The organism is Diaphorobacter sp. J5-51, assembly GCF_001023515.1.
Lineage (GTDB): Bacteria > Pseudomonadota > Gammaproteobacteria > Burkholderiales > Burkholderiaceae_C > Diaphorobacter > Diaphorobacter nitroreducens.
Map to the genome: position 1 here is coordinate 1 of NZ_JSYI01000079.1, position 23,131 is coordinate 23,131.

Annotated in this window: 20 protein-coding genes; 17 read left to right on the forward strand and 3 right to left on the reverse strand. The window is 67.2% G+C overall.

Annotation, left to right across the window (positions count from 1 at the left end; translation table 11 throughout):
- The first annotated feature begins 234 nt into the window (after nucleotides 1-234).
- From OX89_RS11290 to OX89_RS19380, 7 genes are all read left to right on the forward strand, one after another.
- Nucleotides 235-645 carry a MerR family DNA-binding transcriptional regulator gene (locus OX89_RS11290; RefSeq protein ID WP_011806870.1) on the forward strand — a complete coding sequence of 137 codons (411 nt, stop codon included), beginning with the start codon at nucleotides 235-237 and terminating at the stop codon, nucleotides 643-645.
- A 129-nt stretch (nucleotides 646-774) separates the two neighbouring features.
- Entirely contained in the window at nucleotides 775-1,965 is a 1,191-nt protein-coding gene (locus OX89_RS11295) for an isovaleryl-CoA dehydrogenase (protein ID WP_011806869.1), read from the forward strand.
- A 55-nt stretch (nucleotides 1,966-2,020) separates the two neighbouring features.
- A complete protein-coding gene (gene can, locus OX89_RS11300; protein ID WP_015914330.1) occupies nucleotides 2,021-2,683 on the forward strand; it encodes a carbonate dehydratase in 663 nt (220 codons plus the stop codon).
- Nucleotides 2,684-2,720: 37 nt separating this feature from the next.
- The gene (aceK, locus tag OX89_RS11305; protein WP_047350684.1) at nucleotides 2,721-4,550 is read left to right on the forward strand and encodes a bifunctional isocitrate dehydrogenase kinase/phosphatase; all 1,830 of its coding nucleotides are present in this window, start codon (nucleotides 2,721-2,723) and stop codon (nucleotides 4,548-4,550) included.
- Nucleotides 4,547-5,737, forward strand: coding sequence for an acetyl-CoA C-acyltransferase (locus OX89_RS11310; RefSeq protein ID WP_047350685.1), 1,191 nt, complete (start codon nucleotides 4,547-4,549; stop codon nucleotides 5,735-5,737). Before aceK ends, OX89_RS11310 begins: the two co-directional genes overlap by 4 nt.
- Before the next feature lie 102 nt (nucleotides 5,738-5,839).
- Nucleotides 5,840-6,508, forward strand: a complete 669-nt coding sequence (locus OX89_RS11315; RefSeq protein ID WP_047350686.1) for an SDR family oxidoreductase — start codon at nucleotides 5,840-5,842, stop codon at nucleotides 6,506-6,508.
- 49 nt (nucleotides 6,509-6,557) lie between these two features.
- The coding region (locus OX89_RS19380; RefSeq protein ID WP_157497430.1) for an acyl-CoA dehydrogenase family protein at nucleotides 6,558-7,642 on the forward strand (1,085 nt) is incomplete at its 3' end.
- A 4-nt stretch (nucleotides 7,643-7,646) separates the two neighbouring features.
- On the opposite strand, the gene OX89_RS18175 is transcribed toward OX89_RS19380, so the two are convergent.
- Nucleotides 7,647-8,114: a DUF421 domain-containing protein gene (locus tag OX89_RS18175; RefSeq protein WP_015914325.1), complete on the reverse strand. Its 468-nt coding sequence runs from the start codon at nucleotides 8,112-8,114 to the stop codon at nucleotides 7,647-7,649.
- Between the two features lie 55 nt (nucleotides 8,115-8,169).
- On the opposite strand from OX89_RS18175, the gene OX89_RS11325 reads away from it, so the two are divergent.
- Nucleotides 8,170-8,568, forward strand: coding sequence for a YchJ family protein (locus tag OX89_RS11325; RefSeq protein ID WP_047350687.1), 399 nt, complete (start codon nucleotides 8,170-8,172; stop codon nucleotides 8,566-8,568).
- A gap of 86 nt (nucleotides 8,569-8,654) precedes the next feature.
- Here OX89_RS11325 and OX89_RS11330 read toward each other — a convergent pair whose 3' ends face one another.
- Nucleotides 8,655-10,166, reverse strand: coding sequence for an ABC transporter substrate-binding protein (locus tag OX89_RS11330; RefSeq protein WP_047350688.1), 1,512 nt, complete (start codon nucleotides 10,164-10,166; stop codon nucleotides 8,655-8,657).
- Between the two features lie 128 nt (nucleotides 10,167-10,294).
- Between OX89_RS11330 and OX89_RS11335 the strand changes: the two genes are divergently transcribed.
- Together OX89_RS11335 and OX89_RS11340 are read left to right on the forward strand one after the other, a co-directional pair.
- Nucleotides 10,295-12,346 (forward strand): diguanylate cyclase domain-containing protein, encoded by a 2,052-nt coding sequence (locus OX89_RS11335; protein WP_047350689.1) that lies wholly within the window; start codon nucleotides 10,295-10,297, stop codon nucleotides 12,344-12,346.
- Nucleotides 12,336-13,016, forward strand: a complete 681-nt coding sequence (locus OX89_RS11340; RefSeq protein WP_047350690.1) for an HAD family phosphatase — start codon at nucleotides 12,336-12,338, stop codon at nucleotides 13,014-13,016. Before OX89_RS11335 ends, OX89_RS11340 begins: the two co-directional genes overlap by 11 nt.
- Before the next feature lie 59 nt (nucleotides 13,017-13,075).
- Here the strand turns inward: OX89_RS11340 and OX89_RS11345 are convergent, their stop codons facing one another.
- Nucleotides 13,076-14,146 carry an AraC family transcriptional regulator gene (locus OX89_RS11345; protein WP_047350691.1) on the reverse strand — a complete coding sequence of 357 codons (1,071 nt, stop codon included), beginning with the start codon at nucleotides 14,144-14,146 and terminating at the stop codon, nucleotides 13,076-13,078.
- 146 nt (nucleotides 14,147-14,292) lie between these two features.
- Between OX89_RS11345 and OX89_RS11350 the strand changes: the two genes are divergently transcribed.
- The 7 genes from OX89_RS11350 to OX89_RS11380 are packed head-to-tail and all read left to right on the forward strand — an operon-like array spanning nucleotide 14,293 to nucleotide 23,089.
- Nucleotides 14,293-16,029: an AMP-binding protein gene (locus tag OX89_RS11350; protein ID WP_047350692.1), complete on the forward strand. Its 1,737-nt coding sequence runs from the start codon at nucleotides 14,293-14,295 to the stop codon at nucleotides 16,027-16,029.
- Nucleotides 16,030-16,043: 14 nt separating this feature from the next.
- Complete coding sequence (locus tag OX89_RS11355; RefSeq protein WP_047350693.1) at nucleotides 16,044-17,648, forward strand: carboxyl transferase domain-containing protein; 1,605 nt, start codon at nucleotides 16,044-16,046, stop codon at nucleotides 17,646-17,648.
- Between the two features lie 14 nt (nucleotides 17,649-17,662).
- Nucleotides 17,663-18,442 (forward strand): enoyl-CoA hydratase/isomerase family protein, encoded by a 780-nt coding sequence (locus OX89_RS11360; RefSeq protein WP_047350694.1) that lies wholly within the window; start codon nucleotides 17,663-17,665, stop codon nucleotides 18,440-18,442.
- 6 nt (nucleotides 18,443-18,448) lie between these two features.
- Nucleotides 18,449-19,168, forward strand: coding sequence for a DUF4126 domain-containing protein (locus OX89_RS11365; RefSeq protein WP_047350695.1), 720 nt, complete (start codon nucleotides 18,449-18,451; stop codon nucleotides 19,166-19,168).
- Entirely contained in the window at nucleotides 19,169-21,187 is a 2,019-nt protein-coding gene (locus OX89_RS11370; RefSeq protein ID WP_047350696.1) for an acetyl/propionyl/methylcrotonyl-CoA carboxylase subunit alpha, read from the forward strand.
- A 38-nt stretch (nucleotides 21,188-21,225) separates the two neighbouring features.
- Complete coding sequence (locus OX89_RS11375; protein WP_047350697.1) at nucleotides 21,226-22,146, forward strand: glyoxylate/hydroxypyruvate reductase A; 921 nt, start codon at nucleotides 21,226-21,228, stop codon at nucleotides 22,144-22,146.
- Between the two features lie 28 nt (nucleotides 22,147-22,174).
- Nucleotides 22,175-23,089, forward strand: coding sequence for a hydroxymethylglutaryl-CoA lyase (locus tag OX89_RS11380; RefSeq protein ID WP_015914312.1), 915 nt, complete (start codon nucleotides 22,175-22,177; stop codon nucleotides 23,087-23,089).
- Nucleotides 23,090-23,131 lie beyond the last annotated feature (42 nt).

Genomic DNA, 23,131 nt, shown 5'->3' on the forward strand with positions numbered 1-23,131 from the left:
AGGTCATCGTCAGGCTCTTACAGCCCAAACCGCCCTCCCACTAACATAGTGGGAGGGCGTTTTGCTTTGGGCTTGAGCGCTCTCAACATCGACTGGCGCACAGCATTCAACAACTCCCAGTTGTCCTGTAGATCTGCAGCCGCTTGGTGTGTTGACGAGGATGTATCTGCTGTAGCATTGACGTTCACGTCAACTAATACGCTACATTGGAGCAGATCTCCCGGTCTGCAATGCATGGCTACCTACACCATCAGTGACCTTGCCAAAGAATTCGATCTCACCACTCGCGCTATGCGGTTCTACGAGGACATGGGCTTGCTGCGTCCGGAACGGGCAGGTCCCGGGGGACGGAATCGGATTTACAGCGCACGCGATCGCACACGGCTCAAATTGACACTGCGGGCAAAGCGCCTGGGTCTATCGCTCACCGAAGCCAAAGAAATCATCGACCTCTACGACAGCCCTCGTGACACGGGGGTGCAACTGCGCAAGTTCCTAGAGGTTCTTGCGGTTCATCGCAGGCAGTTGGAGTCCCAGATGACGGATCTGCAAGCCAATCTGGACGAGGTGCGGGAGCATGAGCGCGAGGCTCAGGAACTGCTTCAAAAAATTGAGGCCCCAACGCCTAAAGTCGTGGATAATTGACGTTTACGTAAACGTAATATTTGCGCGTCCTGGCTTTGTCCGGCCTGTAGCGTCGTCGTCTTGGGCGTATCGCAGTGGGGACATATCGAGCCAACGACCCGTGAGAGATCATCTTCCGAGGAGACACCCATGAGCACCGCCACCCAGTTGCCAGGCCTGAACTTTCAGTTGGGCGAAGACATTGACGCCCTGCGCGACGCGGTGCGCGAATTCGCGCAAGCCGAGATTGCGCCTCGCGCTGCCGAGATCGACCGCAACGACCAGTTTCCCATGGACCTGTGGCGCAAGTTCGGTGATCTGGGCGTGTTGGGTATTACCGTGCCGGAGCAATACGGTGGTGCCGACATGGGCTACCTCGCGCACATGGTGGCCATGGAGGAGATTTCTCGCGCCAGCGCATCGGTGGGTTTGAGCTACGGCGCGCACAGCAACCTGTGCGTGAACCAGATCAACCGCAATGGCAACGAAGCACAGCGAAAAAAATACCTGCCCAAGCTGATCAGCGGGGAACACGTTGGCGCCCTCGCCATGAGCGAGCCCGGTGCCGGCTCCGACGTGATCAGCATGAAGCTGCGTGCGGAGGACAAGGGCGGCTACTACCTGCTCAACGGTTCCAAGATGTGGATCACCAATGGTCCGGATGCCGACACGCTGGTGGTGTACGCCAAGACCGAGCCTGAACTGGGTGCGCGCGGCGTGACTGCCTTCCTTATCGAAAAAGGCATGCAAGGCTTCAGCATTGCGCAGAAGCTCGACAAACTCGGCATGCGCGGCAGTCATACGGGGGAACTGGTGTTCCAGAACGTCGAGGTACCGGCTGAGAACGTGCTGGGCGGCGTGAACAACGGTGCCAAAGTGCTGATGAGCGGCCTGGACTACGAGCGCGCCGTACTGACGGGTGGGCCGCTGGGCATCATGCAGAGCGTGATGGACAACGTAGTGCCCTACATCCACGACCGCAAGCAGTTCGGCCAAAGCATTGGCGAGTTCCAGCTCATCCAGGGCAAGGTGGCCGACATGTACACCGTGCTGCAGGCGGGCCGCTCGTTCGCCTACACGGTGGCCAAGAACCTGGACATGCTGGGTTCCGACCACGTGCGCCAGGTGCGCAAGGATTGCGCCAGCGTCATCCTCTGGTGCGCCGAGAAAGCCACTTGGATGGCCGGCGAAGGTGTGCAGATCTACGGCGGCAACGGCTATATCAACGAATATCCGCTCGGTCGCCTGTGGCGGGATGCGAAACTCTACGAAATCGGCGCCGGTACCAGCGAGATCCGCCGCATGCTGATCGGCCGGGAGCTGTTTGCCGAAACCTGCTGATGGCCCGCGCCGACGCCGCTCATTCATTCACAGCAAGAAGAAAAGGATTGCCTTTATGACCACCGCCTCCATCGACGAGCTGTTTGCCCACAACCGTGAGTGGGCGGAACGGATGGAGCGTGACCGGCCGGGTTTCTTCACCGGCTTGTTGGCGCAACAGAAACCGCGCTACATGTGGATCGGTTGCTCCGACAGCCGCGTACCGGCCAACCAGATCACGGGGCTGGAGCCGGGCGAGGTGTTCGTCCACCGCAACATCGCCAACGTGGTCGTGCCCACCGACCTCAACTGCCTGTCGACCATCCAGTACGCGGTCGACCAGCTCAAGGTCGAGCACCTGATGGTCGTGGGCCACTACGGCTGCGGTGGCGTACTGGCGGCGCTGCAGGACGCACGCATTGGTTTGGCGGACAACTGGATCCGCCATGTGAAGGACGTGCGCGACAAGCACGCCGCCCTGCTTGAAGGCATGGACGTGCAGTGGCGCCACGACGCGCTGTGCGAACTCAACGCGATCGAGCAGGTGATGAACATCGCCCACTCCACGGTGATGCAGGATGCCTGGGCGCGTGGTCAGAAGGTGCAGTTGCACGGATGGTGCTACAGCCTGAACAACGGCTTGATCACCAATCTGCAGATGTCCGTACCTGACGTGGCGGGGCTCGGCGAGGCGCACCGCCAGGCGGTGGCCCTGGTGGCCAGCCGCGTGCGCCAATAGGGCGCACCGCACTGCGCGCGGTTCTGCAGGCACGGTCATGTTTCCCGAGCGACTCGATGCCCCGCAGGCCTACGACATCGCCAAGGCGATGATGGATGGCTTCAACCGCCACTACCGCCTGTTTCGCGCCGAGTCTGCGCGCGCCAAGCACCGCTTCGAGACCGCCGACTGGCATGGCCAGCAACGCGCCCAGCGCGAGCGCATCGAGTTCTACGATCTGCGCGTCAAGGAGTGCGTGCGCCGCCTCGACAAGGAGTTCCACGCGGGTGAACAGTCCATGGAGGTGTGGCACCAGATCAAGCTGCACTACATCGGGCTCATGGTGAACCACCTGCAGCCCGAGCTGGCCGAGACCTTCTTCAATTCGGTCACCACCAAGATCCTGCACCGCACGCACTTCCATAACGACTTCATCTTCGTGCGACCCGCGGTGAGCACGGAGTACATCGAAAGCGACGACCCCGGGGCGCGGCCCACCTATCGCGCCTACTACCCGTCGCGCGACAACCTGCACGAAACCGTCGTGCGCATCGTCGAGCACTGCGCGCTGCAGCGGGACTTCGAGGACCTGCCGCGCGATGCGGGCTACGTGGTGCAGGCCCTGCAGCAGCGCCTGGGCGCGGTCAAGCTGCGCACCAACTTTCAGGTCCAGGTGCTGTCCAGCCTGTTCTTTCGCAACAAGGGTGCGTACCTGGTCGGCAAGGTCATCAACGGCTATAACGAACTGCCGTTTGCGTTGCCCATCCTGCATGGCGAGGATGGTCGCCTGCTGATCGACGCGGTGCTGTTCGGCGAGAACGACCTGCAGATGCTGTTCTCCTTTGCGCGGGCCTACTTCATGGTGGACATGGAGATCCCCAGTGCCTACGTGCAGTTCTTGCGCAGCCTCATGCCGCGCAAGCCTCGTGCCGAGCTCTACACCGCACTGGGCTTGGCCAAGCAGGGCAAAACGTTGTTCTACCGCGATTTCCTGCACCACCTGCGTTATTCCACCGACAAATTCCGCATCGCTCCCGGCATCAAGGGCATGGTGATGCTGGTGTTCGACCTGCCGAGCTTTCCCTACGTCTTCAAGCTCATCAAGGACCAGTTCCCAGCACCGAAGGACACCACGCGTGAACAGGTGCAGGGCAAGTACCTGCTGGTCAAGCAGCACGACCGCGTGGGGCGGATGGCCGACACGCTGGAGTACAGCCTGGTCGCCTTCCCGCGTGAGCGTTTCTCCGACGAACTCATCGAGGAGATCCGCAGGCATGCGCCGAGCCAGATCGAGATCAGCGACCGCGACGGCGATGGCCGCCAGGAGGTCATCATTGCGCACCTGTACATCGAGCGGCGCATGATCCCGCTGAACATCCACCTGCAGGAATGCTTCGATACCGGGCTGGACAAGCCCGAGGCACGCAGCGCGCTGGAGCATGCCGTCACCGAATACGGCAACGCCATCAAGGACATGGTTGCGGCCAACATCTTCCCCGGTGACATGCTCTGGAAGAACTTCGGCATCACCCGCAATGGCAAGGTCGTGTTTTACGACTACGACGAGATTGAGTACCTCACCGACTGCAACTTCCGCCGCGTGCCGCCGCCGCGTTGCGAGGAGGACGAAGTGTCTGGCGAGGTCTGGTGGCCCGTGGGGCCGCACGATGTGTTCCCCGAGACCTTCGGCCCGTTCCTGCTGGGTAACGACGCCGTGCGCGAGGCGTTCATGCGCCACCACGCCGACCTGCTGGACGTGGAGTTCTGGCAGTCGCACAAGGAACGCATCCAGGCCGGCCACGTGTACGACGTGTTTCCCTATGACAGCGCGCGGCGCTTTCGCTGCGCAAGCCCTTCCTCATTTCAAACCCAAGGAGATTCCACATGAGCCAACACCACGACCCCGTCGTCATCGTCAGCGCCGCGCGCACGCCCATGGGCGCTTTCATGAGCGACTTTGCCGACCTCGCGGCGCATGACTTGGGCGGCGCCGCCATCAAGGCCGCCGTCGAGCGTGCCGGCATTGCCCCCGAGAAGGTGGACGAAGTGCTGTTCGGCAACTGTTTGATGGCCGGCCAGGGCCAGGCGCCTGCGCGCCAGGCAGGCTTCAAGGGTGGGTTGCCGCAGAGCACCGGCGCGGTGACGCTGTCCAAGATGTGCGGCGCGGGCATGGAGGCCACCATCTTGGCCCATGACCAGCTGATCGCCGGCAGCCGCGACGTGATGGTCTCCGGCGGCATGGAGAGCATGACCAACGCCCCCTACCTGCTCAAGAAAGGGCGCGGCGGCTACCGCATGGGCCATGACAAGGTGTACGACCACATGATGCTCGACGGCCTGGAAGACGCCTACGAGGCCGGCCGCTCCATGGGCACCTTTGGTGAGGACTGCGCCGCCAAGTACAGCTTCACGCGCGAGCAGCAGGACGCCTTTGCCATCGAAAGCGTCAAGCGCGCGCAGCAGGCGACGCAAAGCGGCGCCTTCGCGACCGAGATCACACCCGTCACGGTCAAGACCCGCAAGGGCGATGTGACGGTGAGCATCGACGAAGGCCCGGCCAAGGCCAAGCTGGACAAGATCGCCGGCCTCAGGCCCGCGTTCAAGAAGGACGGCACCATCACCGCCGCCTCCAGCTCCAGCATCAACGACGGCGCCGCCGCCCTGGTGCTGATGCGCCAGTCCACCGCCCAGCAACTGGGCTGCAAGCCCCTGGCCAAGATCGTGGCGCACGCCACCCATTCCCAGGCGCCCGAGTGGTTCACCACCGCCCCCGTGGGTGCAACCCAGAAGGCCCTGAAGAAGGCCGGCTGGAAGGTCGAGGACGTGGACCTGTGGGAAGTGAACGAGGCCTTCGCCGTCGTGCCCATGGCGCTGATGGCCGAGCTGAACGTGCCGCACGACAAGGTCAACGTGCATGGCGGCGCTTGCGCTCTGGGCCACCCCATCGGCGCCAGCGGCGCGCGCATCATCGTCACATTGATCCACGCGCTGCAGCGCCATGGCAAGAAGAAGGGCCTGGCCACGCTGTGCATTGGCGGCGGCGAAGGCACGGCCATGGCCATCGAACTGGTCTGACCCGCCAGCCATGGGCGCCCCTGCACACGCAGCGGCGCTCTCTTTTTAATAGCTGCTCGCGCTTGCTGAGTAAGCGCTGGCGGCCTATTTGGCTTATCACTTATGCCCACAGTCCTGGTGATTGGAGCGTCGCGCGGCATCGGTCTGGAGCTGGTGCGCCAGTACGCGGCCGACGGCTGGCGCGTGCTGGCCACGGTGCGTGACGAAGCCGGCCGCGCGCGCGTGCAGGCGCTGGGCGCGCAGGCCCTCACCGTGGACGTGGCCCAGCCCGCCAGCGTAAGCGGACTGGCCTGGATGCTGGACGGCGAAAAGCCCGACCTGGCGTTGTATGTCGCAGGCGTGATGCGCCGCCCCGGTGCGCGCACCCCGCCCACGCGCGAGGACTTCGACGCCGTCATGCACACCAACGTGCTGGGCGCCATGCAGGTCATTCCGCAGGTGGCGCCGCTGGTGGAGGCCGCGGGCGGCGTGTTTGCCTTCGTGTCCTCGTCCATGTCGCTGATCGGCGGCGTGCCGGACAGCAACGCCTGGCTGTACCGCACCAGCAAGGCGGCGCTGAACATGGCCGTGGCAGCTGCGCAGCACGATTACCCGGCCGCGACGCTCGTCACCATCGACCCCGGCTGGGTGCAGACCGACATGGGCGGAGAGACCGCCCCGCTCACCGTGGCCGACAGCGTGCGGGGCATGCGCGCGGTGCTGGCGCAGGTCACACCCGCGGACCGCGCACGCCTGCTGCACCACGACGGCCGGCGCGCCACGCACTGGTAAGCCCGCGCAACGCGCCACTTCAAGAACCACTGAACCCTACGGAGACACGATGCTGCTGACCCAAGACCAGGAAATGATCCGCGACGCCGTGCGCGACTTCGCCCAGCAGGAGCTGTGGCCGAATGCCGCGCGCTGGGACAAGGAACACCACTTTCCACGCGAGGCGCACCAGGGCCTGGCCGCCTTGGGTGCCTACGGCATCTGCGTGCCCGAGGAGCTGGGCGGTGCAGGCCTGGACTACCTGACACTGGCCCTGGTGCTGGAGGAGATCGCCGCTGGCGACGGTGGTACCAGCACCGCGATCAGCGTGACCAACTGCCCGGTCAACGCCATCCTCATGCGCTACGGCAACGCGCAGCAGCAGCGCGACTGGCTCACGCCCCTGGCGCGCGGCGAGATGCTGGGCGCGTTCTGCCTGACCGAGCCGCATGTGGGCTCCGACGCTTCGGCCCTGCGCACGACGGCCGTCAAAGAAGGCAACGAGTACGTCATCAACGGCGTCAAGCAGTTCATCACCAGTGGCAAGAACGGGCATGTGGCCATCGTGATTGCCGTGACCGACAAGGGCGCGGGCAAGAAAGGCATGAGCGCTTTCCTGGTGCCCACGAATACGCCCGGCTACGTGGTCGCGCGCCTGGAGGACAAGCTGGGCCAGCACAGCAGCGACACGGCGCAGATCAACTTCGACCACTGCCGCATCCCGGCCGAGAACCTCATTGGCGCGGAGGGCGAGGGCTACAAGATCGCGCTGGGCGCGCTCGAAGGTGGCCGCATCGGTATCGCCGCGCAAAGCGTGGGCATGGCACGCAGCGCGTTTGATGCGGCGCTGGCGTACTCGAAAGAGCGCGAGAGCTTCGGCCAGCCCATCTTCAACCACCAGGCCGTGGGCTTTCGCCTGGCCGACTGCGCCACGCAGATCGAGGCCGCGCGCCAGCTCATCTGGCACGCCGCCGCGCTGCGCGACGCAGGCCGCCCCTGCCTGAAGGAAGCTGCCATGGCCAAGCTCTTCGCCAGCGAGATGGCCGAGCGCGTGTGCAGCGCCGCCATTCAGACATTGGGCGGCTATGGTGTGGTGAACGACTTCCCGGTGGAGCGCATCTACCGCGACGTGCGCGTGTGCCAGATCTACGAAGGNGCGTCAGCGCTTCTTGAGCACCACGGTGATGGTGCCGTTGGTCTCCAGCGTGGCGCGCTCCACCTCGTGGGTGTGCAGGCAGCCGCCCATGCGCAGCGCGGCAGCGAGGTCGCTGGGAGAGATCAGCTCGCGCCGCAACAGCGCCTCGTCCACCTGTCCGTCCTGCACGACCACCTGAGCGTGGCCGTCGATCAGGCGTTCCAGCCACCGCATGCGGAACGTGAGCTGCGCCAGCGCCACATGGCACAGGATCAATGTGGAGGCCGAGATCAGCCCGCCGATGAGCGAGTTGTCACCCGCGTTCATCGAGTTCTGCACCGCGTTCGAGAGGATCAGGAGCAACACCAGATCGAACGGTGCGTACTGCCCCGTCTGGCGCTTGCCCGTCAGGCGCAGAAACACCAGCAAAAAGACATACACCACCACGCCGCGCAGCACGAATTCCCACCACGGAACACCCATAGACCACATGCAAGGCTCCCCATCTGCAACGTGAGGGGGGCAGTCTACGTTCAATAATCGCCGCATGACCTTGCAGCCCTGCCCGTGCGGCGCCACTCACCGGCGCCGGCCCCTGGCCTATGCCGACTGCTGCGGCCGCTACGTGGAGCATTTCGACGCCGAGCCCGCGCCCAGCGCCGAGGCGCTCATGCGCTCGCGCTACAGCGCCTTCGTGCGCGAGAACGCCGCCTATTTGCTGGCCACCTGGCACGCCAGCACCCGCCCGGCGCAACTCGACTTCGAACCCGGTGCCAAGTGGCTGGGCCTGGAGGTGCGCGCCGGGGCGCAGACCGGCGAGCACAGCGCCGAGGTCGAGTTCGTCGCCCGCTACCGCGTGGGCGGGCGTGCCGTGCGCCTGCATGAACGCAGCCGCTTCGTGTACGAGCAGGGGAGCTGGTATTACGTGGATGGCGACCTGAAGTGACGCCAGGGCTGCGGTCCTGGTGTTGTCGCGCCAGAGGCCTTTGCTGGTGAGCGCGAGAAGCTATTAAATTTGTAGTACTTCAGCCGTCATTCCCACCACATGCCGGCGATGTTGTGCGCAAAGATGGGGTAGTTCATCCAGGTGCCGCGCAGGCCCTTGCGTACCACGGTGCCGATTTGCGGCGCAAAGATCCAGGCGTTGACGGCATCCTGCGCCAAGTGCCGCTGCATCTGGGAGAACAGCATCTGGCGCTCGCGCGCGTTGGTGGCGCTGGCGTGGCGCTCCACCAGGGCGCGAAAGGCCGGGCTGTCGTAGCCGAAGTAGTAGCCCGGGTCGGTGTAGATGCGGTAGTCCAGCGGCTCCACATGATTGATGAGGGTCATGTCGAACTGGCCCTTGAACGGGCCCTGCAGCCACTGCTGCCAGCTCAGCTGCTGGATGTTGGCCTCGATGCCCACCTGGGCCAGGTCGCGGGCGATCAATGGCCCGCCCACGTGTGCGTACGGTGCGGGCGGCAGGGCGAGTTCCAGCCGCAGCGGCGTCTGCACCCCGGCCTGTTTCAGCAGGGCGCGTGCGCGGGCGGGGTCGTAGGGGTGCAGGCTGGCCAGGTGCACGTAACCCGCGTCGGTGGGACTGAAGTGGCTGCCGATCACCACGCCGCGCCCATCCAGCGCAGTGCGGATAAAGCCCTCGCGGTCGATGGCGTGGGTGATGGCGCGGCGCACGCGCACGTCGTCCAGGGGTTTGCTGCGGTGGTTCAACGCCAGCATCCCCTTGCCGCCGGAGGCCCCGATCAACACCTGGTAAAGGCTGTTGTCCTGAAAGCGCCGCACCGTCTGCGTGGCGAAGTTGAACAGCACGTCGATCTCGCCCGCGCGCAGGGCGTTGTCCTGCGCCTCCAGGTCGTGCAGAAAGCGGTACACGGCACGCTCCATGCGTACCTGGGCTGCGTGGCGGTGGGACTCGGCCTTGACCAGCGTGATGCGTTGGCCGCGCTCCCAGCGCTGTACGCGGTAGGGGCCCGTGCCCACCGGGGCGCTGGCCGCCTGTGCGGCCGTGTCCGGGTGCAGGATCACGGCCGGCCCCTCGCCCAGGCGGAAGAGCAGGTGCGGATCGGGGTGGTGCAGCGTGAGCGTGACGGTGTGCGCATCGGGCGTGACCACCGTGGCGATGTTGTCGAAGAGCGCCTTGCGGGACTTGTTGGTGGAGCCGGGCGCGACGGCACGCTCGAAGCTGAAACGCACGGCTGCCGCGTTGAGCGCGCTGCCGTCGTGAAAGCGCACCCCCTGGCGCAGGCGGAAGGTGCACGCGAGGCCGTTCGGGTCGGTGTTCCAGGACTCGGCCAGCAGCGGCTGTACCGCGCCGTTTTCCGTGATCTGCGTCAGCCCCTCCAGCACGTTGTAGTGCGTCACCTCGCCCACGGCGGCGGCAGCGGCCATGGTGGGGTCCAGGCTGTCGGGCTCCAGGGAGAGGTTGATCACCACGGAGCGTTCCGCGGCACGCGGTGAGACCTGCGCGGCGGCCGGCGAAGCGCACAGCGCGAGGGCCTGGGCCAGGCAGGCACGGCGGGTGAGGGAAGTGGGAGGCTGCGCAGGCATGGGCTATACACCATCAGGGATGGGGGGCCTGTGGCCCCGGTGCTCGAATGCTACAGACTGTGACATAGTAGGGGCACATTGGCTATTCCTATCGTCCCCTGCGGGTTCAACCCGCGCCGTTCTCACCCATGACTTCGCCTGTGGCCTCGCTCCGCCTACCGGCGCCTGCCCGCGCGTGGTGGGCGCTCGGGTTGCTTGTCGCCCTGCTGTTTGCGGCGATTGGCTGGGGGGTGCATGCCATCTACCAGGCGCGTGAGCAACGCTACCGCCACCAGATCGAAGGCGGCCTGCAGGCCGTGAACCACATGCAGGTGCGGGGGGTGACGGACTGGCGGCGCCGGCGCTTCCAGGAGGCGGCGGCACTCACCGACGACCGCCTTCTGGCACAGGCCGTGGCCCGCTGGCGCGCAACGGCGGCGCCTGACGCCGAACAGGCGGTGCGTGAGCGGTTGCGCATCCTGGTCGAGCATGTGCGCTATACCGCTGCCTATTTCGTCGATCCGCAGGGCCGGCTGATCCTGGATGCCGGCGGGCCGGCCACGGGCACGCTGCAGCCGCCCGAGATGCGCGCGCTGGAGGGCGCGCTGGCGCGGGCCGAGCCCGGCATTGTCGAGCTGCGCCGCGACCCGGCCTTCGCCTTTCCGTTCTTCGGATTGCTGGCGCCGCTGTACGACGGAACCGCGTCGCTGGGGGCCATCTGGCTGGTGATGGACGCGCGCACCACGCTCTACCCATTGCTGGAGACCTGGCCCACCAGCAGCCGCACCGCCGAATCGGTGCTGGTGGAGCGGCAGGACGACACGGCCTTGTTCCTCAGCCCCTTGCGCCATCGCAGCGATGAACCACTGGCGCTGCGCCTTCCGGCGGAGCCGGGCAGCCGCGATCCCATGGTGCTGGCCGTCGCGGGCGTGCGGGGCGCCTTCTACGGCAGCGACTATCGCAACCAGCCGGTGCTGGCGGTGGCCAGCGCGGTGCCGGACTCGCCCTGGCTGCTGGTGTCCAAGGTGGACGTGGCCGACGCCTTCACCGCTGCCCAGCGGCGCGAATGGCTGGCCCTGAGCCTGTTCGTCAGCCTGGGGCTGCTGTCGCTGGGCTGCGTCGTGGTGCTGTGGCAGGGGCGGGCCTGGCGGCGCGAACGGGCGTTGAAGGCGGAGCTGGAGCGCAACCTGCGCTGGCTGGACAACGCGCAGAAGGCGGCCTCGGTGGGCTACTTCGTCTATGAGGGGCAGAGCGAGGCATTCATCATGTCGCGCATGGCCAGCGCCATCTTCGGCCTGCCGTCCGACGGGCGCATGACGCTGCGCCAGTGGGTGGGGATGCTGCACCCCGACGAGCGCGCGCAGACCCTGGAGATCCACGGCCGTGCCATGAGCGAGCGCATTCCGCTGCGCACCCAGTACCGCATCCAACGCAACGGCGACGGCCAGGTGCGCTGGATCGAGGTGTGGGGCGAGTACGGCAACTCCGCCGGCGACGGCGAGCCGCTGCTCATGATCGGCACCGTGCAGGACATCACCGACCGCAAGCACACCGAGGACGAACTCGCGCGTTACCGCAACGCGCTGGAGTCGCAGGTGCGCATGGACCCGCTCACCCAGGTGGCCAACCGCCTGGCGCTGGACGAGGCCGTGGCGCGCGCCTGGAGCCAGGCGCTGCGCGAGGGTTCGTCGCTGGCGCTGCTGATGATCGACGTGGACCATTTCAAGGCCTACAACGACTATTACGGCCACGTGGCGGGCGACCTCTGCCTGCAGCGCGCAGCGTCGGCGCTGGCGTCGGCCTTGGGGCGGCCGGGTGACCTGCTGGCGCGCTATGGGGGCGAGGAATTCGCCGTGCTGCTGCCGGGCGCGGACGCCGATGCCGCCCTGGCCGTGGCGCACCGCCTGCAGGAGGTGCTGCGCGCCCTGTCGCTGGAGCACCGCGCCAACCCGGGCGGATTCACCGTCACCGCAAGCATGGGCCTGGCCCACCTGCGTCCGGCCGACGTCGTGTCCGCAGGCACCGAAACGCGCGCCGGCGTGGACGCGGCCCAGCCCCTGTTCCAGCAGGCAGACGCCGCGCTGTACCGCGCCAAACAGCTGGGCCGCGACCGCGTGGTGAGCTACGACGCGCAGTGCGCGGCCACCCTGTACGAGGCCGGGCAGCCCGCGCCTGCGATCATGCTGACCTATGACATTTGAAGCGATATTGTTCGATTGCGACGGCGTGCTGGTGGACAGCGAGCCCATTACCAACGGCGTGCTGTGCGAGATGCTCAATGAAGCCGGCTGGCTGCTGGCGCCCGAGGAGTGCATGCGCCTGTTCATCGGCAAGACCGTGCGCAGCGAGGCTGCGCGCATCGAGGCCGAGACCGGCCGCCCGCTCACCGACGCGTGGATGGCCGAGTTCTACGCGCGCCGCAACGCACGCCTGCAGGCCGAGCTGGTGGCCATCCCCAACGCGCCCCAAGCCGTGCGCGCCGTGCACGGGCTGCTGCAGGGGCGCATCGCCTGTGCCTCCGGCGCCGACCGGCAGAAGGTGGAGATGCAACTGGCGCAGGTGGGCCTGGCGCCGCTGTTCGCGGGCCGCGTTTTCAGCGGCCACGAGATGCCCGCCACCAAGCCTGCACCCGACGTGTACATGGCAGCGGCGGCAGCCGTGGGCGTGCCGCCCCTGCGCTGCCTGGTGGTGGAAGACACGGTGACCGGCGTCACGGCCGGCGTGGCCGCGGGCGCCACGGTGCTGGGCTACAGCCCGTCGCCCGTGGGCCATGGCTCTGCCGAGGCGCTGCGCGCCGCTGGCGCCGTGCAGGTCATGGCCGATATGGCAGAACTGCCCGCGCTGCTGCAGGCCATGCGCGTTGCGGTTTAAGCCAAATTGAGCTCTAGCGCTTACTGGGTAAGCGCTAGCAGCTACTAATAAATGAGCGTCTATACCGCTACGGAGCGTGCGCCGCGGCGGAACTCCGCGGGCGACTGGCCTGTCCAGCCGCGAAACGCGCGGATGAAGCTCTTCTCGCTGGCAAAGCCCGTGGCCTGCGCCACCTGCTTGATGGGGCGGTCGCTGCGGTGCAGCAGCTCGATCGCGCGGCTGCGGCGCACCTCGTCTTTCAGCGACTGCAGCGACGCGCCTTCTTCCTTGAGCTGGCGGTGCAGCGTGCGCGCCGAGACGTGCAGCTGCTCGGCCAGCGTGTGTGCGCTGTGGGTCGCGTCGGGCAGGGCGGCCAGCACCTGGCGCACGCGCTGCACCAGCAGCCGGTCGCGGCGGTACTGGCGCACGGTGAGGGGCAGCGCGTGCTGCAGCATCTGGCGCATGGCCGCCTCGTCGCGCGTGATCGGCAGCGCGAGGTAGCGCGCATCGAAATGCACGGCCGCGCGCGGTGCCTGAAAGCGCGTCGGGCCGCTGAAGAGCACGCCATAGGCCTGCGCGTGGGGCGGTGGCGCGAAGGGGAACTCGGCCGCCAGCACCGGCAGGCGCGAGTCGATGAACCAGCTGGCCAGCCCGAGCGCGTTGCGCAGCGTGGAAACCAGGCAGAACTCGCGCAGCGTGCCCAGGTCGCGCTGCTCGGCGATGGTGAGCGTGGCCTGCTGGCCCTCGGCGTGTAGGTGCAGCGTGATGTCGTCCGTCAGCAGCGCGTGGTGGCGGCACCAGCGCGCCAGCGCCAGGCCCAGTGTGGGTGCACTCAGCGAGGCGCGCGCCAGCAGGCCGTAGCTGCCCCAGGGCAGGCGGCGGGAGAACCAGCCCAGGGCTTCGTCGTCCAGCTCGCGCATCGCAGCGGCGGACAGCACCTCCATCTGCTGCGCCGTGATGCGGCCCGCAGAGTTGCCAACCTGCTCTGGCGGGATTTGTGCCAGCGCCAGCACCTGCGCCGCGTCCATTCCGCGCGCTGCGTAGGCCTGCACGATGGCCTGCACAAACGCCATCGGCGTGGCGGCCGTGGGTGTAGCGAGGAGTGCGGTGGGTGCGGGCGGTGGCGGCGCGGGGTCAGGGCGGTCGGGCATGCATGGAGTCTGCAACTCTGTGGCGCAATTTGCAACCTTTCTGACCCATCCCGGTCACCGCGCGTGCGGGGGTGCGGCGTATGCTGTGCAGCCTGTTGCCGGGCCCCGCGCGGGCGCTGGCCCCCCCCCGATCAGGAGACAAGCCCATGGAACCCGCATCCACCCCATCGGCCGCGTTGAGCCATGCGCGTGGCAGTGCCGCCACCCCCCTCATCGAGCAGACGCTGGGCGACTTCTTCGCCGGCATGGCGCAGCGCCAGCCCACGTGCGAGGCACTGGTCAGCCGCCACCAGGGCCTGCGCTACACCTACGCCGAGCTGCACCAGGCGGCCCGCCAACTGGCCAGCGCGCTGCTGGGCCTGGGGCTCGCCAAGGGCGACCGCATCGGCATCTGGTCGCACAACAACGCCGAATGGGTGCTGATGCAACTGGCCACGGCGCAGGTGGGCCTCATCCTGGTGAACATCAACCCGGCTTACCGCACGGCCGAGGTGGAGTACGCGCTGAACAAGGTCGGCTGCAAGGCGCTGGTGGCCATGCCGCAGTTCAAGACCAGCGACTATCTGGGCATGCTGCGCGAGCTGGCACCCGAATTGGCCGCGTCCCAGCCCGGCGCACTGCAGGCCGCGCGCCTGCCCACGCTGCGCACGGTGGTGTGGATCGACGCGGCCGGCTCAGGCGTGGCGGGCCAAGGCGACGAACAGCCGGGCATGCTGCGGTTTTCCACGCTGATGGCGCGGGGCGACGCGCAGGACGCGCGCATCGACGCCATTGCCGCCCAGCTGCACAACACCGACCCCATCAACATCCAGTTCACCAGCGGCACCACCGGGTTCCCGAAGGGCGCCACGCTCACGCACCGCAACATCCTGAACAACGGTTTCTTCATCGGCGAGTGCATGCGCCTCACGCCCGAGGACCGGCTGTGCATTCCCGTGCCGCTGTACCACTGCTTCGGCATGGTGCTGGGCAACCTGGCCTGCCTCACGCACGGCAGCACCATCGTGTACCCCAACGACGGCTTCGACGCCCTGACCGTGCTGGAGACCGTGCAGGCCGAGCGCTGCACCGGCCTGCACGGCGTGCCCACCATGTTCATTGCCGAGCTGGACCACCCGCGCTTTGCCGAGTTCGACCTGCGCACCCTGCGTACCGGCATCATGGCTGGCAGCCCGTGCCCGATCGAGGTGATGAAGCGCGTGGTGGGCGACATGCACCTGTCGGAGATCACCATCGCCTATGGCATGACCGAGACCAGCCCCGTGAGCTGCCAGAGCGACGCCGAAACGCCGCTGGCCAAGCGCGTGTCCACCGTGGGCCGCGTGCAGCCGCACCTGGAGGTGAAGATCATCGACCCCGAGACCGGCGCCGTGGTGCCGCGCGGCGAGCGCGGCGAGCTGTGCACCCAGGGCTACTCCGTCATGCACGGCTACTGGGGTGATGAGGCCAAGACCCGCGAGGCGATCGACGAAGGCGGCTGGATGCACACGGGCGACCTGGCCACCATGGACGACGAAGGCTACGTGAACATCGTCGGCCGCATCAAGGACATGGTGATCCGCGGCGGCGAGAACGTGTACCCGCGCGAGATCGAGGAATTCCTCTACCGCCACCCCATGGTGCAGGACGTGCAGGTGGTGGGCGTGCCCGACCAGCGCTTCGGCGAGGAGCTGTGCGCCTGGATCATCGCCAAGCCCGGCACGCGCCCCAGCGAGGACGACATCCGTGCCTTCTGCAAAGGCCAGATCGCGCACTACAAGGTGCCGCGCTACATCCGCTTCGTTACCAGCTTCCCGATGACGGTGACGGGCAAGATCCAGAAGTTCAAGATCCGCGACGTCATGAAAGACGAGCTGGGCCTTGCCGAAGACAAAACCGCTTGAAACGAGCCACCGCCATGATTCTTGAATCCCAACTCAACCCGCGCTCGGCCGACTTTCAGGCCAATGCCGCCGCCATGCGCGCCGTGGTGGAGGACCTGCGCGCCCAGATCGAGCGCGTGTCCCAGGGCGGCGGCGAGGCCGCCCGCGCCAAGCATGTGGCGCGCGGCAAGCTGCTGCCGCGCGAGCGCGTGGAGATGCTGCTGGACCCCGGCACGCCGTTCCTGGAGATCGCCCCGCTGGCAGCCCTCAACATGTACGGCAACGACGCGCCCGGCGCGGGCCTGATCGCGGGCATCGGCAGCGTGGCCGGCATCGCCTGCATGATCGTGTGCAACGACGCCACGGTGAAGGGCGGCACCTACTACCCCATGACGGTGAAGAAGCACCTGCGCGCGCAAGAGATCGCGCAGCAGAACTGCCTGCCGTGCATCTACCTGGTGGACTCGGGCGGCGCCAACCTGCCCAACCAGGACGAGGTCTTCCCCGATCGCGACCACTTCGGCCGCATCTTCTACAACCAGGCCAACATGAGCGCGCAGGGCCTGGCGCAGATCGCCGTGGTCATGGGTTCGTGCACGGCCGGCGGCGCCTACGTGCCGGCCATGAGCGACGAGACCATCATCGTCAAGAACCAGGGCACCATCTTCCTGGGCGGCCCGCCGCTGGTGAAGGCCGCCACGGGCGAGGTCGTCAGCAGCGAAGACCTGGGCGGCGGCGACGTGCACACGCGCCTGTCCGGCGTGGCCGACCACCTGGCACAGAATGACCTGCATGCACTCTCGCTGGCGCGCGGGGCTGTTAAAAATTTGAATAGAAATCAGCCTGTAGCGCCCGCGGATCAAGCGCCAGTAGCTCCTAAATATGCAGCAGACGAGCTGTATGGCGTGATTCCCGTGGACACGCGCAAGCCCTTCGATGTGCGCGAGATCATCGCCCGCATCGTGGACGGCAGTGCGTTCGACGAGTTCAAGGCGCGCTACGGCAACACCCTGGTGTGCGGCTTCGCGCGCATCGAGGGCATGGCCGTGGGCATCGTGGCCAACAACGGCATCCTGTTCAGCGAGAGCGCGCAGAAGGGCGCGCACTTCATCGAGCTGTGCTGCCAGCGCAAGATTCCGCTCGTCTTCCTGCAGAACATCACCGGCTTCATGGTCGGGCGCAAGTACGAGAACGAGGGCATCGCCCGCCACGGCGCCAAGATGGTCACGGCGGTGGCCACGGCCAACGTGCCCAAGTTCACGGTGATCATCGGCGGCAGCTTCGGCGCGGGCAACTACGGCATGTGCGGCCGCGCGTACTCGCCGCGCTTCCTGTGGATGTGGCCCAACGCGCGCATCAGCGTGATGGGCGGCGAGCAGGCCGCCAGCGTGCTGGCCACCGTCAAGCGCGACGGCATCGAGGGCAAGGGCGGCAGCTGGAGCATGGAGGAAGAAGAGGCCTTCAAGACGCCCATCCGCCGCCAGTACGAGGAACAGGGCCACCCCTACTACGCCACCGCCCGCCTGTGGGACGACGGCATCATCGACCCCGCCGACACGCGCCGCGTGCTGGCCCTGGGGTTGGCGGCCGCGCGCAATGCGCCCATCGAAGACATGAAGTTCGGCGTCTTTCGCATGTAAGGAGGTACCACCGCATGAGCGCTCTCACCATCCGCTACGAAGGCCCGGTGGCCACCATCACCCTGACCCAGCCAGAGGTGCGCAACGCCTTCAGCGACGAGGTCATTGCCGAGATCACCGCCGCATTCACCGAAGTGGGCGCACGCGCCGACGTGCGCGCCGTGGTGCTGGCCGCCGAGGGGCCGGCCTTCTGCGCGGGTGCCAATCTGAACTGGATGCGCCGCATGGCCGACTACACGCGGCAAGAGAACCTTGCCGACGCCGCCAAGCTGGCCGAGATGCTGCGCGTGATCTACGAATGCCCCAAGCCCACCGTGGCGCGCGTGCAGGGTGACGTGTACGCCGGCGGCATGGGGCTGGTCGCGGCCTGCGACATGGCGGTGGCGGTCGATACCGCGGGCTTTTGCCTGTCCGAGGTGAAGATCGGCCTGATCCCCGCCACCATCAGCCCCTACGTGATCCGCGCCATGGGCGCGCGCGCCGCGCACCGCTACTTCCTCACCGCGGAACGCTTCAGCGCGGCCGAGGCCTTGCGCATCGGTTTCGTGCACCAAGTGGTCGGCGCAGAGCAACTCGACGCCCAGGTGGACGAGCTGCTCAAGGCACTGACGGCCGCGAGCCCGAACGCCGTGCGCGCCTGCAAGACGTTGGTGCGCGATGTGGCCGGGCGCGAGATCGACGCCGCACTCATCGCCGCCACCGTGGAGGGCATTGCCGACATCCGCGCGAGCAGCGAGGGCCGCGAGGGCGTGCAGTCGTTCCTGCAAAAGCGCAAGCCCTCCTGGCTGGGCTGATCCGCTATGGACGCGCTCTGGCTCCAGATCGTGCAGTGGCTCCACAGCGTGGGGCTGCATGTCGATGCGGGTACCGCCCAGGCGGTAGCCGAAGGGGCTGCGCGCGCTACGCAGCAGCTGGACATGCCCGCCCTGCTGGCGCTGGCCGCCGCACTGGGCTGGGCCAGCGGCTTTCGCCTGTACGCCGTGGTGTTCCTGGTGGGCATGATGGGCGTGGCCGGCTGGCTGCCGCTGCCGCCGGGGCTGGCGCTGTTGCAGCACCCGCTGGTGCTGATGGCCAGCGGCTTCATGCTGCTGGTGGAGTTCTTCGCCGACAAGGTGCCCTGGTTCGATAGCGCCTGGGATGCCATCCACGCCTTCATCCGCGTGCCCGCCGGCGCGCTGCTGGCCGCCGGCGTGTTTGGTGCCGACAACGCCACCATGGCGCTGGCCGCGGGGCTGCTGGGCGGCTCGCTCTCGGCCACGGCGCTGGCCACCAAGATGACCACGCGGGCGGCGGCCAACACCTCGCCCGAGCCGTTTTCCAACTGGGGCCTGTCGTTCTTTGAGGACGGCCTGGTCGTCGGCGTGGTCTGGCTGGCCACGCAGTACCCGCTGGCCTTCGGCATCGCGCTGGTGGTGATGCTGGCGCTGTCGGCGCTGCTGCTGGTGGTGCTGTTCAAGTTCCTGCGCGCCGTGCTGCGGCGCATTTCCTCTTTCTTTTCCGATTCCGCCAAGGTGGCCTGAATGTTCCAAAAAATCCTGATTGCCAATCGTGGGGAGATCGCCTGCCGCGTGGCCGCAACCGCCCGCCGCATGGGCGTGAAGACCGTGGCCGTGTACTCCGACGCCGATGCCCAGGCCAAGCACGTGGCCGCCTGCGACGAGGCCGTGCATATCGGCGGCAGCGCCCCCAAGGACAGCTACCTGCGCTGGGAGCGCATCATCGAGGCCGCCCAGGCCACGGGTGCGCAGGCCATCCACCCGGGCTACGGCTTCCTGAGCGAGAACGAAGACTTCGCCCAGGCCTGTGCCGCTGCGGGGCTGGTGTTCATCGGCCCGCCGCCTTCGGCCATCAAGGACATGGGTTTGAAGGCCGAGTCCAAGCAGCTGATGGAGAAGGCGGGCGTGCCGCTGGTGCCTGGCTACCACGGCAAGGACCAGGACCCGCAACTGCTGCAGCGCGAGGCCGACCGTATCGGCTACCCCGTGCTCATCAAGGCCAGCGCCGGTGGCGGCGGCAAGGGCATGCGCCTGGTGGAAAAGAGCGAGGACTTTGCCGCAGCGCTGGCCAGCTGCCAGCGCGAGGCCATCAACAGCTTTGGCGATGATGCCGTGCTGGTGGAGAAGTACGTGCTGCGCCCGCGCCACATCGAGATCCAGGTGTTCGGCGACACGCAGGGCAACTGCGTCTATCTGTTCGAGCGCGATTGCTCTGTGCAGCGCCGCCACCAGAAGGTGCTGGAAGAAGCCCCCGCCCCCGGCATGACCGAGGCCCTGCGCCGCCAGATGGGCGAGGCTGCCGTGGCAGCCGCCAAGGCCGTGGGCTACGTGGGCGCGGGCACAGTGGAGTTCATCGTGGAACAGCCCGGCGGCTACGACGCGCCCGAGCAGATGAAGTTCTACTTCATGGAGATGAACACCCGCCTGCAGGTGGAGCACCCCGTGACCGAGGCCATCACCGGCGAAGACCTGGTGGAGTGGCAGCTGTGCGTGGCCAGCGGGCAGCCTTTGCCCAAGCGCCAGGACGAGCTGAAGATCATCGGCCACGCCATCGAGGCGCGCATCTGCGCCGAGAACCCTGACAACAACTTCCTGCCAGCCACTGGCCAGCTGCACGTGTACCGCAAGCCGGCATGCACCAGCTTCGAACGGGGCAGCGTGCGCGTGGATGACGGCGTGCGCGAGGGCGACGCCATCAGCCCCTTCTACGACAGCATGATCGCCAAGCTCATCGTGCACGGCGACACGCGCGCGCAGGCCCTGGCGCGGCTGGACGATGCGCTGGCGCAGACCCACATCGTGGGCCTGGCGACCAACGTGCAGTTCCTGCGCCATGTGGTGAAGAGCGATTCGTTCGCCCAGGCGCGGCTGGACACCGCGCTGATCCCGCGCGAAGAGGCCGTGTTGTTCGGCCAGGAGCGCGTAGGTCTGCCTTTGGCCGCAGCCGCCGCCGTGGCCAGCCAGTTGCAGCGTGAGCAGGCGCAGGAAGGCGCCAATCCGTTCAGCCGCCGCGACGGCTGGCGTTCGCTGGTAGCGTGCCGCCGGCGTTTCGAGTTCGACTTCAATGGCACACATGCCAAGGCCTGGCTGACCTATGAACGCGATGGCGGCTACCAACTGACCGTGGGAGAAGGCGAGGGAGCCGCGCAGGGTCCGCTGGCTTTCACGCCCTGGGCGGGCGGCCTGGACCTGCAATACGCCGGCCAGCGCACCCGCGCAACGGTCTATGCCCAGGGCGAGACCGACCACATCTTCACCCCCCGTGGCGCCACGCGCATCGAGGCATTGGACCTGCTGGCCCATGCGGGCGAAGCCGCCAGCGAGGGCGGGCGTCTCACCGCGCCCATGCCGGGCAAGGTGGTGTCCTTTGCCGTGCAGGCCGGCGACAAGGTGACCAAGGGCCAGCCCCTGGCGGTGATGGAGGCCATGAAGATGGAGCACACCATCGCCGCCCCCGCCGATGGCGTGGTGCAGGAGCTGCTCTACGCGCCAGGCGACCAGGTGGCCGAAGGCGCAGAACTGCTGCGGCTTTCCGCCGAGTGACGGCGGGGGCTTGCCCAGCCGCGGTACGCTCGTTGGCCATGAAGATCACCTTTTGCTGTACCGATACCAAGGCCGAACCCTGGCTGCAGGGGCTGGCCGCCGCCCTGCCGGGAGCCGACATTACCGTCTGGCAACCCGGAGCCCCGCAGGCCGACTACGCTGTGGTCTGGGCACCGCCCCAGCAGTTCATCGACGAACAGCCCGCCTTGCGGGCGCTGTTCAACATCGGTGCGGGGGTGGATGCGCTGCTCAAGCTGCGCCTGCCGCCGTCCGTGCGCGTCGTGCGTCTGGATGACGCCGGCATGGCCGTGCAGATGGCCGAATACGTGTGCCACGCGCTGATCCGGCATTTCCGCGAGTTCGACCAGTACGAGGCCACCATGCAGGCGGGCCAGTGGAGCTACCGCAAGCCGCGCCTGCGCCAGGACTTTCCTGTGGGCGTGATGGGCCTGGGCGTACTGGGCGAGCGCGTGGCGCGCGCGGTGGCGCAGTTCGACTTTCCCGTGCTCGGCTGGAGCCGCAGTCCGAAGCAGATGGCGGGCGTGCGCTGTTTCAGCGGGCAGGAGGGCTTTAACGAGTTCCTGGCCGCTACCCGCGTGCTGGTCAATCTGCTCCCGCTCACGCCCGAGACGCAGGGCATCATGAACCGCGACACGCTGGCCCGCCTCCTGCCCGGCGCCTACGTGATCAATGTGGCGCGTGGCGCGCACCTGGTCGAGGAGGACCTGCTCGCGCTGATCGACGCCGGCCATGTGGCGGGCGCCACGCTGGACGTGTTCCGCACCGAGCCGTTGCCTGCCGGGCATCCCTTCTGGGGACATCCCAAGATCACCCTCACACCCCACACTTCGGCACGCACGCTGCGCGACGAGAGCATCGCCCAGATCGCCGGCAAGATCGCGGCGCTCGCGCGCGGCGAGGCCGTGGCCGGCGTGGTGGATGCCGGACGCGGCTACTGACGAATCCCTCACCCAAGGACACCCACCGATGAACCCGAACATCCCCTCCCGCGTCAAGCTTGTGGACGTGGGCCCGCGCGACGGGCTGCAAAATGAGAAGCACCCGGTGCCGGCGGCCGTCAAGATCGAATTGGTACACCGCCTGCAGCAGGCGGGCCTCAAGGAAATCGAGGTCACCAGCTACGTTTCTCCGAAGTGGGTGCCGCAGATGGCCGACAACCACGAGGTCATGCAAGGCATTACACGCATGCCCGGCGTGCGTTATTCGGTACTGACGCCCAACCTGAAAGGCTGGGAGGCAGCCGTGCTCGACAAGCCCGACGAGATCGTGGTCTTCGGCGCCGCCAGCGAGGCCTTCAGCCAGAAGAACATCAACTGCAGCATTGCCGAGAGCATCGAGCGCTTCGCCCCCGTGGTCGAAGCCGCGCGCGCCGCTGGCGTATATGTGCGTGGCGCCATGAGCTGCACCGTGGGCTGCCCCTACGAGGGCGAGATTGCGCCCGAGCGCGTGGAATACCTGGCCGGGCTCATGAAGGGCATCGGCGTGCAGCACATCGGCGTGGCCGATACCATTGGCGTGGGTACGCCGCGCAAGGTGCAACGCGCCATCGAGGCAACGCTCAAGCACTACGACCTGAACGACGTGTCCGGCCACTTCCACGACACCTACGGCCAGGCGCTGGCCAACACGCTGGCGGCGCTGGAGCTGGGCGTGTGGCAGTTCGACACGTCCGTGGCCGGCCTGGGCGGCTGTCCCTATGCCAAGGGCGCCACGGGTAACGTGGCCACCGAGGACGTGGTCTACATGCTGCACGGCATGGGCATCGAGACCGGCATCGATCTGGACCAGCTGATCGACGCCGGCGCCTACATCAGCGACTTCCTGGGCCGCAAGCCGCAGTCGCGCGTGGCCGTGGCGGTGCTCACCAAGCGCAAGGGCTGAGTAACCGTCTTCGAAGTCAAGCGCAATGAAGCGACTTGTCCC